The sequence below is a fragment of the Neorhizobium sp. T6_25 genome (assembly GCF_002968555.1).
Classification (GTDB): domain Bacteria; phylum Pseudomonadota; class Alphaproteobacteria; order Rhizobiales; family Rhizobiaceae; genus Neorhizobium.
Genome location: NZ_PVBL01000027.1, coordinates 1 through 15,427, shown reverse-complemented (window position 1 = coordinate 15,427; position 15,427 = coordinate 1). Strand labels below are relative to the sequence as shown.

15 protein-coding genes are annotated in these 15,427 nt (G+C 63.2%); 6 read left to right on the top strand and 9 right to left on the bottom strand.

Going from position 1 to position 15,427, the window contains the following annotated elements; genetic code table 11:
- Positions 1-9: 9 nt before the first annotated feature.
- Positions 10-399: a hypothetical protein gene (locus C5L10_RS26940; RefSeq protein ID WP_046668413.1), complete on the bottom strand. Its 390-nt coding sequence runs from the start codon at positions 397-399 to the stop codon at positions 10-12.
- 188 nt (positions 400-587) lie between these two features.
- On the opposite strand from C5L10_RS26940, the gene recO reads away from it, so the two are divergent.
- Entirely contained in the window at positions 588-1,340 is a 753-nt protein-coding gene (gene recO, locus C5L10_RS26935; protein WP_105432170.1) for a DNA repair protein RecO, read from the top strand.
- Between the two features lie 14 nt (positions 1,341-1,354).
- On the opposite strand, the gene C5L10_RS26930 is transcribed toward recO, so the two are convergent.
- The 3 genes from C5L10_RS26930 to C5L10_RS26920 form a co-directional block, all read right to left on the bottom strand.
- On the bottom strand, positions 1,355-2,614 hold the full coding sequence (locus C5L10_RS26930; protein WP_105432169.1) for an MFS transporter: 1,260 nt from the start codon (positions 2,612-2,614) through the stop codon (positions 1,355-1,357).
- 104 nt (positions 2,615-2,718) lie between these two features.
- Complete coding sequence (locus C5L10_RS26925) at positions 2,719-3,618, bottom strand: DMT family transporter (RefSeq protein WP_105432221.1); 900 nt, start codon at positions 3,616-3,618, stop codon at positions 2,719-2,721.
- 165 nt (positions 3,619-3,783) lie between these two features.
- Positions 3,784-4,671, bottom strand: coding sequence for a LysR family transcriptional regulator (locus C5L10_RS26920; protein ID WP_105432168.1), 888 nt, complete (start codon positions 4,669-4,671; stop codon positions 3,784-3,786).
- A gap of 123 nt (positions 4,672-4,794) precedes the next feature.
- Here C5L10_RS26920 and C5L10_RS26915 point away from each other — a divergent pair, with 123 nt between their 5' ends.
- Positions 4,795-5,151, top strand: a complete 357-nt coding sequence (locus C5L10_RS26915; RefSeq protein WP_105432167.1) for an antibiotic biosynthesis monooxygenase — start codon at positions 4,795-4,797, stop codon at positions 5,149-5,151.
- A 260-nt stretch (positions 5,152-5,411) separates the two neighbouring features.
- Here the strand turns inward: C5L10_RS26915 and C5L10_RS26910 are convergent, their stop codons facing one another.
- Positions 5,412-5,804, bottom strand: a complete 393-nt coding sequence (locus tag C5L10_RS26910) for a helix-turn-helix domain-containing protein (protein WP_105432166.1) — start codon at positions 5,802-5,804, stop codon at positions 5,412-5,414.
- An 81-nt stretch (positions 5,805-5,885) separates the two neighbouring features.
- On the opposite strand from C5L10_RS26910, the gene C5L10_RS26905 reads away from it, so the two are divergent.
- A complete protein-coding gene (locus C5L10_RS26905) occupies positions 5,886-6,617 on the top strand; it encodes an SDR family NAD(P)-dependent oxidoreductase (protein ID WP_105432165.1) in 732 nt (243 codons plus the stop codon).
- A 237-nt stretch (positions 6,618-6,854) separates the two neighbouring features.
- On the opposite strand, the gene C5L10_RS26900 is transcribed toward C5L10_RS26905, so the two are convergent.
- Entirely contained in the window at positions 6,855-7,472 is a 618-nt protein-coding gene (locus tag C5L10_RS26900; protein ID WP_245448211.1) for a TetR/AcrR family transcriptional regulator, read from the bottom strand.
- A gap of 158 nt (positions 7,473-7,630) precedes the next feature.
- On the opposite strand from C5L10_RS26900, the gene C5L10_RS26895 reads away from it, so the two are divergent.
- Together C5L10_RS26895 and C5L10_RS26890 are read left to right on the top strand one after the other, a co-directional pair.
- Positions 7,631-8,854, top strand: a complete 1,224-nt coding sequence (locus C5L10_RS26895) for an MFS transporter (protein ID WP_105432163.1) — start codon at positions 7,631-7,633, stop codon at positions 8,852-8,854.
- A 179-nt stretch (positions 8,855-9,033) separates the two neighbouring features.
- On the top strand, positions 9,034-9,690 hold the full coding sequence (locus C5L10_RS26890; RefSeq protein WP_105432162.1) for a LysE family translocator: 657 nt from the start codon (positions 9,034-9,036) through the stop codon (positions 9,688-9,690).
- Between the two features lie 20 nt (positions 9,691-9,710).
- Here the strand turns inward: C5L10_RS26890 and C5L10_RS26885 are convergent, their stop codons facing one another.
- From C5L10_RS26885 to C5L10_RS26875, 3 genes are read right to left on the bottom strand one after another with little or no spacing between them, the layout of a single operon-like run.
- A complete protein-coding gene (locus C5L10_RS26885) occupies positions 9,711-10,562 on the bottom strand; it encodes an MOSC domain-containing protein (protein WP_105432161.1) in 852 nt (283 codons plus the stop codon).
- 10 nt (positions 10,563-10,572) lie between these two features.
- On the bottom strand, positions 10,573-11,211 hold the full coding sequence (locus C5L10_RS26880; protein ID WP_105432220.1) for an HD domain-containing protein: 639 nt from the start codon (positions 11,209-11,211) through the stop codon (positions 10,573-10,575).
- A 20-nt stretch (positions 11,212-11,231) separates the two neighbouring features.
- Positions 11,232-14,015 (bottom strand): DUF2339 domain-containing protein, encoded by a 2,784-nt coding sequence (locus tag C5L10_RS26875; RefSeq protein WP_105432160.1) that lies wholly within the window; start codon positions 14,013-14,015, stop codon positions 11,232-11,234.
- 363 nt (positions 14,016-14,378) lie between these two features.
- Here C5L10_RS26875 and C5L10_RS26870 point away from each other — a divergent pair, with 363 nt between their 5' ends.
- On the top strand, positions 14,379-15,419 hold the full coding sequence (locus C5L10_RS26870; protein WP_105432159.1) for an ABC transporter substrate-binding protein: 1,041 nt from the start codon (positions 14,379-14,381) through the stop codon (positions 15,417-15,419).
- The last annotated feature ends 8 nt before the right edge of the window (positions 15,420-15,427 follow it).

The following is a 15,427-nucleotide window of genomic DNA, read 5'->3' as shown; positions in this document are numbered from 1 at the left end:
GCTTGGGCGTCACTTCTGCCGATCCATCAGCGCCTTGACCTCCTGGTAGCGGCGGCGGTTGTCCTGGTCCTGCTCGTTGGGTCCGTAGCAGGTGTCGGAAATGCAGAAGCGCTGCAGGCGGAAAGGCGGCTGCCCCTTGTCGAACTCGCACTCGATCTCGTTGGTGAAATCGGTTGGCTTGGCGTCCTCGCGGGTGGAATAGGTGAGCCGGGCGCCCGGCGGATCCAGTTCCGGGAAGGACTGGACGATGCCCGTCTTGATCGACGGCACCAGCAGGAAATTTTTGGCGACGGTGATGCAGGCCTGCTCGAGCTGCTGCGATTGCGCGGCGGCGGGCGAGGGGAGAAGGGTGGCAGGCGAGGCCGTCAGAAAGGCGGCGGCGAGGAGGGCGTATTTCATGAGGACTCCCAGGGGTCATATTGGCTTAGCGAATTTTCGCATAGGAATCCAAATGGAGGCCGATTTGTTCCAGGCAAGCCCATGGGCATATGCATCTTTGACGCAACTGCGCGACAGCAGAAACCGATTCAGTCCGAAGGACTTATGCTCTATTGTTGAATCGGCTCGAAAGGAGCTTGAACCGATACATGCAGTGGCAGGACGAAGCGATCATCATAGGCGTCAAGCGCCACGGCGAGACGAGCGTCATCGCCGAGCTGATGACCCGTGACCGCGGAAGGCACCTGGGCCTCGTCCGCTCCGGCCGTTCGCGGGCGATGCAGCCGGTGCTGCAGGCTGGAAACCGGGTGGACGTGGTCTGGCGCGCGCGGCTCGACGAACATCTCGGCGAGTTCAAGCTGGAACCGATCCGCCTGCGCGCCGCCAAGCTGATGGAGACGGCGACCGCCGTCTACGGCGTCCAGGCGATGGGCGCGCTGCTGCGCCTGCTGCCCGAGCGCGACCCCCATCCGCATCTCTTCGATGCGCTGGACATCATCCTCGATGCCTTCGACGACCCGGCCGATGCCGGCGAGCTTTTCGTGCGCTTCGAGCTTGCTGTGCTGAACGACCTCGGTTTCGGCCTCGACCTCACCGAATGCGCGGCGACCGGCGGACGGGAAAACCTCGTCTACGTCTCGCCGAAAAGCGGCCGCGCCGTTTCCCGCGAGGCCGGCACGCCCTATGCCGACCGCATGCTGGCCCTGCCGGGGTTCCTCGGAGAAGGCGCTGCTTCGGCCGCCGATCGCGACAGCATGGCGGAGGCCTTCCGGCTCACCGGTTATTTCCTGCACCGCCACGTCTACGAGCCCCGCGGCCTGACGGAAAACGCCGCCCGCGACGGTTTCGTCCAGGCGGCGCTGAAGGCGCTTTCGAAGAATGCGGAACGCCAGGCCAGCTAAGGCTTGCCCCGCCATTACTCCGCCGGCTGCGGCTGCAATACCCCGCGGTCCACCGCCTTTTCCTGTATCGGCCAATGCACGGCGGCGGCAAAAAGGCCGAGTGCCACGCCGAGCCACCAGACCGGATCGTAGGATCCGAAACGGTCGTAGAGATAACCACCCATCCACACACCGAGGAACGAGCCCACCTGGTGCGACAGGAAGACGAGGCCGCCCAAGAGCCCGAGATGGCGTGTGCCGAACATGATGGCGACGAGCCCGTTGGTCGGCGGCACGGTGGAGAGCCACAGGAGGCCCATGACGATCGCGAACACGATCACCGAGGTCGGCGTTTGCGGCAGGAGGAGGAAGGCCGTCACCGCGATCGACCGGGCAATATAGATGTAGGCGAGGAAATAGGGTTTGGAGTACCGCTGGCCGATAAAGCCCGCGCCGAGCGAGCCGATGATGTTGAAGAAGCCGATCAGCGCCATGGCGATCACCGCGTAAGCGGGCGCGATGCCGATATCCCCGAGATAGGCCGGAAAATGCGCGGTGATGAAGGCGACCTGGAAGCCGCAGACGAAGAACCCGGCGGTCAGGAGCAGGTAGCTCTGATGAGCGAAGGCCTCCTTCAGGGCGGCACCTACCGATTGCTGGAACTGGCTGTGCGACTGGCTTCCCGAGTTTGCATTGCCGCGCAACGGAAAGGCGAGCAGCGGCACGATCAGCATCAGCACCGACAGATAGACCAGACTGTCGGACCAGCCGAAATTGCTGATCAGCGCCTGGCTCAAAGGCGCAAACAGGAACATGCCGGCCGAGCCCGCGGCCGTGCCGATGCCGAACGCCATGGAGCGCTGCTCCGGCGTCACGTTGCGGGCAAAGGCCGAGAGGATGACGCTGAACGAGCCGGCGGCGATCGCCAGGCCGATCAGCACGCCCCCGCCGATATGCAGCCAGACCGGCGCGTTGGCATTGGCCATGATGATGAGGCCGGCGGCATAGAGCACGCCGGACATGGTGAGGACGCGGCCTGTGCCGTATTTGTCGGCAAGCGCCCCGAAGAAGGGCTGGCCGAGCCCCCAGGCAAGGTTCTGGATCGCCATGGCGAGCCCGAAGGTGGACCGGTCCCAGCCGGTGTCGGAGAGCATCGGAAGCTGGAAGAAGCCCATGGCGGAACGCGGGCCGAAGGTCAGCATGGCGATCAGGGCGCCGGCGACGATGATCAGCCAGGGCATGGAAGCTGGCTTCGGCCTCGAGGGGAGCACGGATGGCGACGCGGACGTGGGCATGGGAATCTCCTCGAACACAAGGAGCAAAACATACCGCGTGCGCCGCTGTTCTTAAAACAACTTTTGCTCAATCAATCCATCACCAGGATTGATGGTGCGCCGCCTTACGGCGTGCCGGGCGGGTCGATCGCCGGCGGCGCGGCGCGGCCGAGCCGGGCCTCGCGCCAGATGGTGAAGATGCCGGCGCCGATGACGATCGTGACGCCGAGGATCATGTTGGCGGTCATCACCTCGCCGAACACGAAGACGCCGATCAGGCAGACCAGCACCGACTGGATATAGGACATCGGCTGCACGACCACCGCATCGAGCAGGTTGAAGGCGCGGATCAGAAGGTAATGACCGCTTATGCCGGTCATGCAGAGCACCAGCATCCACAGCCAGTCGGCGGGGGTGACCTGCGTCCAGTAGAACGGGCCGACGATGGTGATCGTCACCGCGCCGACGACGCCGGTATAGAAAAACGCCGTGTCGGAGGTATCGGTGCGGCTGGCAAGCCGGGTCATGACGGAATAGAGGCCGAACATCAGCGTCGCGACCATCGGGATGACGATCCGGGCGTCGAAGGTGGCGTTGAGCGGGTTGGCGATCAGAAGGATGCCGATAAAGCCGATGCCGATCGCCGTCCACCGCCGCCAGCCGACCTTTTCGCCGAGGAACGGCACCGAAAGACAGGCGACCACCAGCGGCGTCGCCGCAAACATCGTGTGGCTGGCCGCGAGCCCGACATGCGAGAAGGAGAAGATCGAAATGACGATCTGCACCGCCAAAAGCGCGCCGCGGGCAACCTGCAGCCAGGGCCGGTGGGCGTTCGCCGCAACCTTCACCCCGCCCGCCGAGCGGCTGGCCAGTGCAAACGCAAAGCCCGCGAACGCCCAGTAGCGGATCATGGTGATGAAGATCGGCGGATAGGCGCTGCCCAGATGTTTGGAAATCCCGTCCTGCATCGAAAAGATCGTCACCGCCGCAATGGCGCAGATGAGGCCGGTGGACCGAGGGGTCATGAAGGCAGTCTCTTTCGGGGAAACCGCCCGAAAACCCGGCCGGCGCATGAGCAGCATATGGTGATGACCCCGTTGTGACCGTTCGGCAAGGGGCCGGACAACCTGCTTTTGCGAATAGCTGCCATGCGTGGGGCGGGGGAGTGGGACGGTGCTGGGAGCAATGAATCACGCCTTGAACAGTTCGCCAGCCATGTAATCGACGAAAGCCCGGACCTTGAGGGAGAGATATCGATTGGTCGGCCACAGGACACGGAATGTCCCGGTCTCGGCCATGTACTCTTCCAGCAGCGAAACGAGCTTTCCCTCGGCCAGTTCCGATGCCACGGCGAATGGAGGAAGGCAGGTAATGCCGAAGGATCGTTCCGCCAGGTAGATCAAGGGTTCCAGCGTGCTTGCAACGGTGGTCACGGGAAGTTCGATCTTCACCTCGCGTCCGTCGCGAACCAGCGGCCAAGGCTCAAGGGTTCCGGAATTGGCGAACCGGTGGTGAAGGCACTGATGCCGGAGCAGGTCTTCCGGAACCTTCGGCCAACCGTTTGCGGCGAGATATCCGGGTGCGGCGACGATCTTGTGCCGGAAGGTCCCGAGCTTTCGGCTCATCAACCGGGTGTCTCTGACCTCGCCCGTTCTGATCACGGCATCAAAGCCTTCCTCGATGACGTCGACCAGCCGATCGGTGAAGTCGAGATCGAGATTGATCTCCGGATATGCCTTCATGAAGGCCGAGATCGTCGGCATCAAAAGCATGCCTGCGAGCGGAAGGCTGACGCGAAGTTGTCCGCGCGGGCTCGTCTGCGACCTCGACAACTGCGCCCGGGCCACGTCGAACTCGGATTGGATCCGCCGACAGGTATCGAGGAAGAAACTGCCTTCTTCAGTCAATGCCATGCTGCGGGTCGAGCGATGGAACAGCCGCACGCCCATCTCGTCTTCGAGCCGTGAAATGGCCTTTCCCACGGCGGAGCCGGACAATCCCAGACGGTGGGCTGCCGCGACGAAGCTTCCGCATTCCGCGACCTGGATGAAAACTCCGAGCGTTCCCAGCTTGTCCATGACGATCCAATTACGGAACAAAATTCCGATGTGATGAGAATACGGGCCTGTTTATCCGATATCCGTCGCCGGATATCCAGATGCCGCCGCGGCAGCCAGCCGCATTTTCAAACGGAGACACTCATGGATACGAATTCTTCCGCCGCCTTCTCGCCGCTGCCCGCTCCGACCACGTTCATCGTCAACGTCATTCACGCCCACCCCGGAAAGCAGGAGGAGGCATTCGCCATCATCCAGGATGTCGTCCACTACGTCGCCGAACGAAAGGAAGGTTTCCTCTGGAGCACCTTGGCGAAGAGCACGGACGGACAGACCGTCGTCAATATCGAAGCCATCCAAGCCGCCGGAAATGTCGACGAGTTCTTCTCCGACCCGGTATTCGCCGAAAAGTTTCAAAAGCTTGACGGGGTCTCGAAGAGCGAGTTCCACACCTATACCGTGGGTGATCTTGTGCTGCCCAAGCGTGTAAGGGCGCTCTGATCGGAAGGCGAGAGTCGCGTATGATCTGTGCGCGGTGCGTGGAGCTCCTTCCCTTATGGGGAGGGGCTCAAGGGTGCTTTTCCGAAGGCAGTCTCTCGGGGATCGCCAAAATCCGGGGATCAGGCAGCATAGCGTGATGATTCCGTTGTAATCGTTCGGCAAGGGGCGGACGATCTGCTCTGCGAATAGCTGCAGGCGTGAGGCGGGGGGGGGGGTGTCGTCGCGTCCGCTTCGCGGCAGAAGCGGACATAGCGACATTTTCAGCGACGATTTTCGGTGTTGTCGTAGCGTAGCGTGGCCGCCTCAACCTTGTCGCCGTTGGCCGCTGCCCATGAACACAGTGCTTCAAACGGCTCCCGCAGTGAGTGGCCTAGTGAAGTAATTGCATATTCGACGCCAATCGGCTGCGTTGGGAGTACGGTTCTCGTCACAAGGCCGTTCCGCTCAAGCCTCTTCAAAGCGTCGGCGAGAGCCTTGTGAGTGATCCCATCGAGACGCCGCTTGAGTTCGTTGAAGCGCGCAGGTTTTGGACAAATCACTGTCAGTATCAGGATCGTCCATTTATCAGCAATCTTGTCGAGCACCGGACGAACCTGCGCCATGTCGCAAAGCGCGCGATGAGAGAGGGCTTCAAGGTCGGTATACTCGTCCATATCTAGTCTATTCCAGGTGCGTAATTGATATCAGATATCCAACGTATATCATCGCGAGACCATTTAGTGAAAGGATTTACGATGGCTCGAATGATTAACAAGGTGGCTTTGGTCGTCGGTGGCGCGAAGGGTATCGGCCTGGCTATTGCAGAACGACTTTCTGCCGAAGGCGCCCATGTCTTCATCACCAGTCGTAGAGGTGAAGATGCCGAGAAGGCGGCCAAAGGCATCGGCAATGGCGCGGTCGCTATTACCGCTGACGCGAGCTCTCCGGAAGACATGGTAATTGCTGTCGAAATAGTGCGCAAAGCATACGGTCGTATCGACGCGCTTGTTTTGAATGCAGGTCTTTCCGAGCCTTCGCAGATCGCCGAGATCACGCCGGAGCACTTCGACCGTCACTTCGACGTCAACGTCCGAGGGATGGTGTTCGGCCTCCAGGCAGCTCTTCCCGCAATGACAGAAGGCGGCGCGATCGTCCTCGTCGGGTCCATAGCCGGGAACGCGGGCTACTCGGGTTACGGAACCTACTGCGCCACCAAGGCGGCCGTTCGATCCTATGCCAGAACCTGGACGGCAGAACTCGCACCCAAAGGTATTCGGGTCAATGTCGTTGCACCCGGCCCCACCGATACGGATATGATGGCTGCTGTCGCGGAAGACACTCGCGCGGCAATTGTTGCTCCGATTCCGATGGGTCGTATGGCACGGCCTTCAGAAGTGGCTGCGGCCGCCTTGTTCTTGTTGAGCGATGACGCGAGCTACATCGCCGGTGCCGAACTGTGCGTCGACGGCGGCTTGCGGCAAGTCTAGGGAGCCGCCGAAACGCTGTACCCGATCTCGAATAGGTCGGGTACAGCAGAACGATGACAGAACGACTTTAAATTGAAGCCGTTCAAGAGCACCGAGTACGAGCATACTAGCGCCTGTATTTTCGACGAACCCGGCCGTTATCCACGGCGAAGAAATTCACCTGTCGTGACGCTTCCGCTTAGGGCCGGAAGCGGAAGTAAGTGTCTTTCTCGGCTCAACCAACGTGGCATCTCAACCTCACCTCTCCACCAACAACCCCGAAACCAACGTCAAAAACGCCTCCACCGCCTTCTTCGACACCGCCTCCGGGTTCTCGGCACTGGCGATCCAGAGTGCGGCACTCAAGGTGGCGCCGTTGACGAGGCGGGCGGTGGCTTCGGCGTCGACGGGGCGGATCGTGCCGTCGTCGATCAGTTTCTGGATGCTTGCGGTGGTGGTGCGGATGCAGGCGCTCTGGCTCGGCCATTGCGACGGATCACCGAGCACCGCCGGTCCGTCGAGCAGCATGATCCGCTGGATTTCGGGCTCCAGCGACATCTCGATATAGGCGACGCATTCGTCGACGAAGCCGCGCCAGGTATTGTCGGCCCGGCTCGAGATCTCGCAGAGACGGTTTGATATCTCCGCGTCGATCTGCATGACCACCGCCATCAGCAGGCCCTTCTTGTCGCCGAAATGGTGGTAGAGCGCCCCGCGCGTCAGCCCGGCGCCGGCGGTGAAATCGTCCATCGAGGCTTCCGCATAACCTTGTGTCGCAAAGGCGTGCCTTGCGGCGGCGATCAGCTTGGCCTTCGTTTCGGCGATCATTTCCTTGCGCGGCCTGGCGGCGCTCCGCGGGGGCGTGCCGGGAGCCATCTCGGTGACGATCTTGTCTGCCATCTTCTCTGCCATGCGGACTCCGAATTATTCGCATACGTGCCGTATGTGAATTGACATACGAAACGTATGCGACTATTTACCTCACATACGCGGCGTATGTAAGTCCTCATTCAAAATAACCCAAGGAGCAGGTTATGCCCAATCCCTATCGCGAAATATTCGCAAGGCCGGGTACCAAAGGTTTTTCCGCCGCTGCTTTCGTGGCGCGGCTGCCGCTGCCGATGACGACGATCGGCCTCGTTGCCATGCTGTCCCAGACGCATGGCGAATATTGGCTGGCCGGCGCCGTCTCGGCCACGTTTGCGCTCGCCAACGCCTTCATCTCCCCGCAGGTGTCGCGCTGGGTGGATGCCCGGGGCCAATCGGCGGTGCTGGTGCCGACCACGATCATCACCCTCCTGGCGCTTGTCGGCCTTGCCGCCGCCGCCTGGATGCGCTGGCCGAACTGGACGCTATTCGCCTTCGCCTTCGTCGCCGGGCTGATGCCCAGCATGATGGCGCTGGTGCGCGCCCGCTGGTCGGAAATCTATCGCGACCGGCCGGAGCTGCACACCGCCTTCGCCTTCGAATCGGTGATGGACGAGCTCGTCTATATCTGCGGCCCGGTCTTCGGCATCGGCCTCAGCGTCGCGCTCTTCCCTGAAGCCGGCGTGCTCGCTTCCGCCGCTTTCCTCGCCGTCGGCACGGCGCTGTTCGTGGTCCAGAAGTCGACCGAGCCGAAAGTCGATCCGCAGCGGATGAAGGGCGGCGGTTCGGTCATGCGGCTGCTGCCCATGTGGTTCCTGGTCGTGGTCTTTGCCGGCATGGGTACCATTTTCGGCACGGCGGAAGTCTCGGTCGTCGCCTTCTCGGAAGCGCTGGGCAACAAGGGGGCCGCCAGCTACATCCTGTCGGCCTATGCCGCCGGCTCCTTCGTGGTCGGCCTCGTCTTCGGCGCCATCAAGTTCAAGTCGTCGCTGGCCCGCCGGCTGCTCTTCGCAAGCCTGGTCGCTGCCGTCACCACGCTGCCCATGCCTTTCGTCGGCAGCCTCTGGGCGCTGACGGCCGTCATCTTCCTTGCCGGGGCCGCGATCTCGCCGACCTTCATCAGCGCCATGACGCTGATCGAGCGCATCGTTCCCTCGTCGCAGGTCACGGAAGGCATCACCTATGCGATGACCGGCGTCAGCATCGGTTTTGCCGCCGGCTCCTCGCTCGCCGGCTGGACGATCGATGCCTACGGCGCCTCCAACGGCTTCTGGGTCGCCGTCGCCGGTGGCGCGGTGGCGCTCACCACCATGCTCGCCGGTTACGGATTGCTGAGCCGACCGGATCGGCAGGCGGTGCCGGGGGCGGGGGTATTGAACCCGGCGGAATAGGTGATTGCTCCCACGCTAAGCCGGACGGTTAGCACGCCGGCTGAACAAATCTGGATCGCCTTTGGTGCCTGAGCCCGCCCGTGGTAGATTGCCGCGGGCGGTTTTTTTTGCGAAAGCCGGAGGCCGGGCTTCGAGCGCCAGACGGAGCCGCGGGGCCTTGAAACAGGACCTTAACGACGATGCCTGACCTCGGTACGTTTCTGACCTTTTATGCCGCCGTTCTGGCAATTCAGCTCACCCCTGGGCCGGATATGGTGCTCGTGGTCGGGCGCGGCATCGGTCAGGGCCGCCGCGTTGCACTTTTCAGCGCCGTCGGCATGACGCTGGTTGCCGGCATTGTGCAATTGCTGATGCTGGCATTCGGCATTGCTTCACTGCTGGCCGCTTCGCCATTGGCCTTCGAAATCCTCCGTTGGGCCGGCGCAGCCTATCTCATTTGGCTTGGCGTAAGACTTCTCGTCGGCTCATACAAACGTGGCCCTATAGCCGAGGAGGCTGTGCTCGTCTCCATGTCGGATGCGGCAGCGCTGAGGGAGGGTGCGATCAACAATCTCACCAATCCGAAGGCGCTGGCTTTTCTTTTCGCCTTCCTTCCACAATTCGTGAATCCGGCGAACGATTGGCCGGTGACCGCTCAGCTTCTGCTGCTGGGAGGCATCACCAAGCTTTCGAACTTCGCGATCCTCAGCGCGGTTGCGCTGGGGGCCGGAACATTCGGCGGCTGGCTGGCGCGTCGGCCTGGTCTGATCGTCTGGCAGAACCGTTTCGCCGGCCTTGTCATGATCGGACTGGGTCTGCGCCTTGCAATCGCCGGTGACGCGCGTCCGGCCCGCTGAAGCCTCGACGCAAGGACGTCTCAGGCCCGCCGCTTGATCGCCCAGGCCTCCGCCCGCTCGGCAACCACTGTCGCGATGTCGCCGACCTTGATATGGCCGGTGCCGCGCGGCACGGCGTTCCAGCCGAACAGCGGGCCGGGCACGCGCCGGTCCGCGGACATGCGGATGCGGCCCATGGCGGGGATCGGGTCCGGCACGTCGCGCGAACCGGTCTGCTGGTCCTGGGTGGTCATGATGCAGCGGGCGCAGGGCTTGACGAAATCGAAGCGGATGCCGGCGATCTCGATGCCGGTCCAGCCGTCCTCCGCCCAGGCCTCGGCGTGGTCGAGCACGATGTTCGGCCGGAACCGTTCCATACCGACCGAGCCTTCACCCCTGGCCGCCATGTCCGCATTGAGCGCCGCAAGCGACCCGGTCGTGGTCACCAGCACCTGGTAGCCGTCCGCAAATGTCACCGGCGAATTGTCGCCCGCCCATTCGGGGCTTGCAACGCGCCTTGCTCCATCGTCGAAGAACACCAGCCGGATATCGCGCCCGAGCCAGTCCGACAGCACCGCATTGGCCGCATCGTCGGCAAGCGCCGCGTTGACACTGGATTTCCACACCACGGTTTCCATGCGCCGCTCAGTCGGCGGCCGGGCGACGCTGATCTCACCTTGACCTTCCATGGCGAAGCGCACGGCATCGGTTCCCGGGTAGACCTTAAGCCGGGCGAGAGACTGCAGTTCCCGCTGGGTGATGAACATGCCCGTCGGATCGACGACCATCATCTCCCGGTCGCCGGGAATGCCCGCGGCTGTGATCTCCGCGTGGTCAAGCGCAATGCCGCGGCCGCTTTTCAGGGGATAGAAGTTGAGTTCGCTGATCCGCATGGTTTCTCCTTCAGATCTCGTCGATGAAGAGGTCGAGCACCTGGCGCAGGCGCTCATGCCGTTCAGTGGCAAGCGCGCGGCCCGTCGCCGTCTGGAAGCCGTCGGCGAGCTTGAACAGTTTCACCTCGAAATGGTCGATCGCAAACGCCTTGTCGTCGAGCGGGCGATGTCTGGCGAGCGGATCGGCCGGGTCGTAGAGGCCGGACCCCATCCGCCCGGCGATATAGAAACAGCGCGCCGCCCCCACCATGCCGATCGCATCCAGCCGGTCCGCATCCTGCAATATCCTGGCCTCCAGCGTCTCGGGCAAGATATTGGCCGAAAAGCTGTGCGCCGTCACCGCATGCGCGACGGCCGCGATATCCGTCTTGTCCCAGCCGAGATCGGCAAGGACGGTCGCGGCCTTTTCCGCCGCCAGCCGCGAGGCTTGCGCCCGCAGCGGCGAGTTCTTTTCCACCGAAACGCAATCGTGCAGCAGCACGGCGGCGGCCAGCACCCGTCCGTCGCCGCCTTCCTTGGCATGGATCCGCATAGCGTTACGAAAGACGCGCAGGATATGAGCGATGTCGTGCGAGCCGTCGTCGCCTTCGGTCGCATGCGGGATCAGGGTCTCGGCAAGCGCCTCGAAAGGCGAAAAGGCGGCGGCCAAGGAAGCGACAAGCGAAGCGGTCACGAAGCGGGTTCCTGGGAATCAACGGCGGCGGGTTCACCGCTCTTGTTCACCAGAATGCGCTGGTAGAAAAGCCCGATCCCGATCAGCACCGCACCGAGCCCGATGAAGGACAGCGCCCGGAGTATCCCTTCGAGGTTTGACATGTCGACCAGGAACACCTTTACCACGGCGACCAGCACGAGAGCGGCGGAGGCAAGCCGCAGGCTCTTGGCGTCGAGCTTGGAGCCGATCGCCAGCAGCGCCACGCCGATCAGCAGCCAGACCACGGAATAGGTATAGGTCTCGGCCGCAATGAAGCCCTTCCAGTCGGCGATGTTTTCGCCCTGCCAGAAGCGCCGCACGGAAAGTGTCGCCCAGAGGAAACCGAGCACCGCGCCGGCCAGCGCCAGCATGACCACGTAGGGCGTCGGCCGCCGCCCGCGTGCGTAATAGGCAACGAGCGCATAGGCGAGGCCGGGCAGGAGGTAGCCGAGCAGCAGCAGGTTGAGGAAAGGCCAGGCGCCGGTGTTTTCGCCGCTGAAATAGGGGTTGAGCGCAAACACGTGCAGCGACAGAACGTTGATGGTCGCAAGCACGCCGGCGATCATCGAGCCCCAGCGGAACACCGGGCTCGGCGACTTGAGGTCGAGCGTCATCAATATGCCCGAGAAGCCGACCGTCAGCAGCGTGTAGATCGACTGTTCGCCAAGCGTCGGCACCCGGTCGTCGAGCACGCCGCCGTTCATCGCGTGGCGCACCAGAACGGCAACCGTCATGAGAGCGGCAAGCGAGGCGAGCGCCTGCATGAGGTTGCGGATGCGGAAATCGGAAGAGCCCTTCAGGAGATAGGCCGTCACGATCGCCAGCAGCGTCGGAATGCCGTAGCCCGGCAGAAGCGCGTTGAAGAACGGCGTGGTGCCGAGACTGTTCTGGCCGATCAGCGTCGGCTCCCAGGCGATCCGGCCGAACACCATCAGGATCGCAGCCGCCATCATCCAGGGAAGCGCCGGCCATGGCCGCGCCCGCATGCCCAGTACATAGGCAAAGCCCAGCACGGACAGGAGAATGGTGGTGACGATGCCGTTGGTCAGCGCGTGCAGCGCGAACGTGAAGCCGGCAAACGAGCCGGCGATGAAGAAATTGGCAGCCCAGTCGATGCGTCCATCGCTCGTCTCGTCACGCTCGCGGAACAGCCATTCGGCACCGGCCAGCAGCACGAGGCCGAGGCCGACCCCGTAAAGCCCATGCGTCCAGTCGCGTCCGAGATTGCCGAAATTGAGGAAGCTGATGGTCGCCAGCGCCACCGGCACGCCGGACATCAGCACGCTCCAGACCATCGAGAATTCCGGCTCCGCCCTGCGGAAGCGTTTCAGGAACGCAAAGCCGAGCAGCGTGAACACCGCCCCGAGCAGCAAGCTGATGGCGATTTCCGTCGCATAGGTCACGACCGGCAGCGGTTCGTTGCCGACCGGTTGCGGCACATAGGTATCGAGCAGCATCAGCGCCACGACGGCAATGACCAGCACCGACCCGCAGGCGGCGATCATCGCAGGCCAAACCGTGTAGGCGCGGCTGGCGCCGAGTGCGGCGAGGGCCGCGATCACGGCAGCGGAGGCGAAGTACGGATCGATGCCGGTGACCGTGTCCGCCACCAGCATGGCGAGCGCCGGCAGCACCGACATGATCGCCACCGACAGCGTGATGGCCAGCGGCTGGCGCCCGAGCAGCCCGCTCCAGCCGCTTTTGGCCACACGGTCGGTGCCATAGGCGGCGCCGGGCCAGAAGAAGCCGGTGCCGGCGATCATCACGATCAGCGTCAGGGTCGAGGGCATCGGGTCGAACTCGGCGGCGCCGAACGTGTAGGCGATCGCCCAAAGCCCGATGCCGATATTGGCGAGCATCGGCACGATCGTCCAGCGGCGGAAGCGCGAGGCGGCATTGACGGCCACCCAGGTGAGGCAGAGGAAGGTGAACAGCGCATTGGGGTTCGGTTGTTCGCTGGCGACCAGGGCCGGCGTCAGCAGCGAAGCGAGCAGGCCGAGTCCGGCCAGCGCCTGCCCGTGCAGCAGCGACAGTCCAAGGGTTGCGAAGGATACGAGCGCGAGCAGGACGAAGGCCGGCGTTGCGCCGATGAATCCGTAGACGCCGTGGGCCGCGTAGATCGCGCCCAGCAGCGTCACTGCACCCGCCGCCGTCAGCGCGCCGGGGATCATCGCATTGCTGAACCGGTCGGATATCTGAGGCATCGCCCGGCGCCGCACGATCTCGCCGCCGGCCATCAGGACGAGGCCGAACAGGCAGGCGAGCACGAGGCGTGCGCCCGGTCCGAGCAGCCCGGCCTCGATCGAAGCGCGCACCAGGAAGATGCCGCCGAAGGCAAGCGCCACGCCGCCGACCCAGACCGGCCAGCGGGCACCGAGATAGCTTTCGAGGTTTTCTTTGGTCTTCGGTTTGGCCGGCGTCGGTGCCCTCGCTACAGCCGGGGCAGGAGCCTCCTCGGCAGTGGTGCTCGCCGCGATCCTCTCCTCCGGCAGGGCCGCGGGCGCAGCCGGAACGGCCTCGGGCACCGGCTCTGCCTGAGCAGGCGGTTCCTCGACGGCCATCTCGGTGGTGACAGCCGCTGCTGCGGCTGGAACGGTCGCCGGCGTCGCCATGGGCGTGGCAGCGGAAACCGGTTGCCGAGCCAGGAGATCGGCCTTGACCGCCTCAAGCTCCTTTTCAAGCAACGTCACCCGGGCCGATGTCTTGCGGTGGAGACCCGTCATCAGGATCACCAGCAGCAGAAGGAGGATTTCGATCATCGGCACGCTCGCGAGTGAAGAGTTCGGTCGTGCGTTTATACAATTGCCGGACGAAGGAAGGGAAGAGCCGTTCCACAGCCAATTTCCAAACGGAAGCCTCGGAAACTATTGTCGTTTCGGAGTTCCGTTTGCCGCATCCGGTGGCCAGAAGGTCCTTTGCGACGTGGTCCGGAGGGTCCCAGTTGGCCCGGCGGTTCCTGCCGGAAAGATAGGCAGCGTCCTGCGTTCCAAAGCAGCAAATGCATATAAAGTGTGCGATATAAAAATATGATTGTTTTATGTGCAATTTCGACTTGCGCAGCCCCCGAATAAGCGCTTGGATGCAGCCCATCCGCACAAAAAACTCCAGGGGGACGACCTTTCATGATCTCGCGCAGACTGCTCTCAAAACTCTCGGCCGTCGCGGCGCTGGCGCTTGCCGCCGGCTTTTCCATGCCGGCCGGCCAGGCTCTAGCGCAAACCGCCGTCAAGTTCACGCTGGACTGGAAATTCGAAGGCCCGGCCGCCGGCTTCCTGCTCGCCCAGGACAAGGGTTACTTCAAGGCCGAGGGCCTCGACGTCACCATCGATACCGGCAACGGCTCGGTCGAGGCGATCCCGCGTGTTGCGACTGGCGCCTACCAGATGGGCTTCGGCGACATCAACTCGCTGATCAAGTTCCTGGACGAGGATTCCTCCCAGAAGATCAGGGCCGCGATGATGGTCTACGAGCGCCCGACCTTTGCGGTCGTCGGCCGCAAGTCGCTTGGCATCACCACCGATCCGAAGTCGCTGGAAGGCAAGAAGCTCGGCGCGCCTCCTCCGGATGGTGCCTTCGCTCAATGGAAGGCTTTCAAGCAGGTCGCCAAGATCGACGATTCGAAGATCACGCTGGAATCGATCGGCTTCCCGGTCCGCGAGCCGATGCTCGCCCAGGCCAAGGTCGACGCGGTCTTCGGTTTCGCCTTCTCGGTCATCCTCAACCTGAAAGCTCAGGGCATCAAGGATGACGACATCGCCACCATCCTGATGGCCGAGCACGGCCTCAACCTCTATGGCAACGCGGTGCTGATCAACACCGATTTCGCGGCCAAGAACCCGGCCGCCGTCAAGGGCTTCCTGAAGGCGCTCGCCAAGGGTTTTGCCGATGCCGTCGCCAAGCCGGAAGAGGGCGTTGCCGCCGTCCTCAAGCGCAACGAGACGCTCAACAAGGATATCGAGCTCGAGCGCCTCAAGATGGCGAATGCGATGAACATCAAGACGCCTTACGTGGTCGCCAACGGCTTCGGCGGTATCGACCCGGCCCGCCTGGCCGCCTCGATCGACACGCTGAAGGTCTCCATGGGCCTCAAGCGCAACGTCAAGGCCGAGCAGGTTTTCGACGCCAGCTTCCTGCCTGCCAAGGCGGAGCGTATGCTGCCGTAATTGGCGAC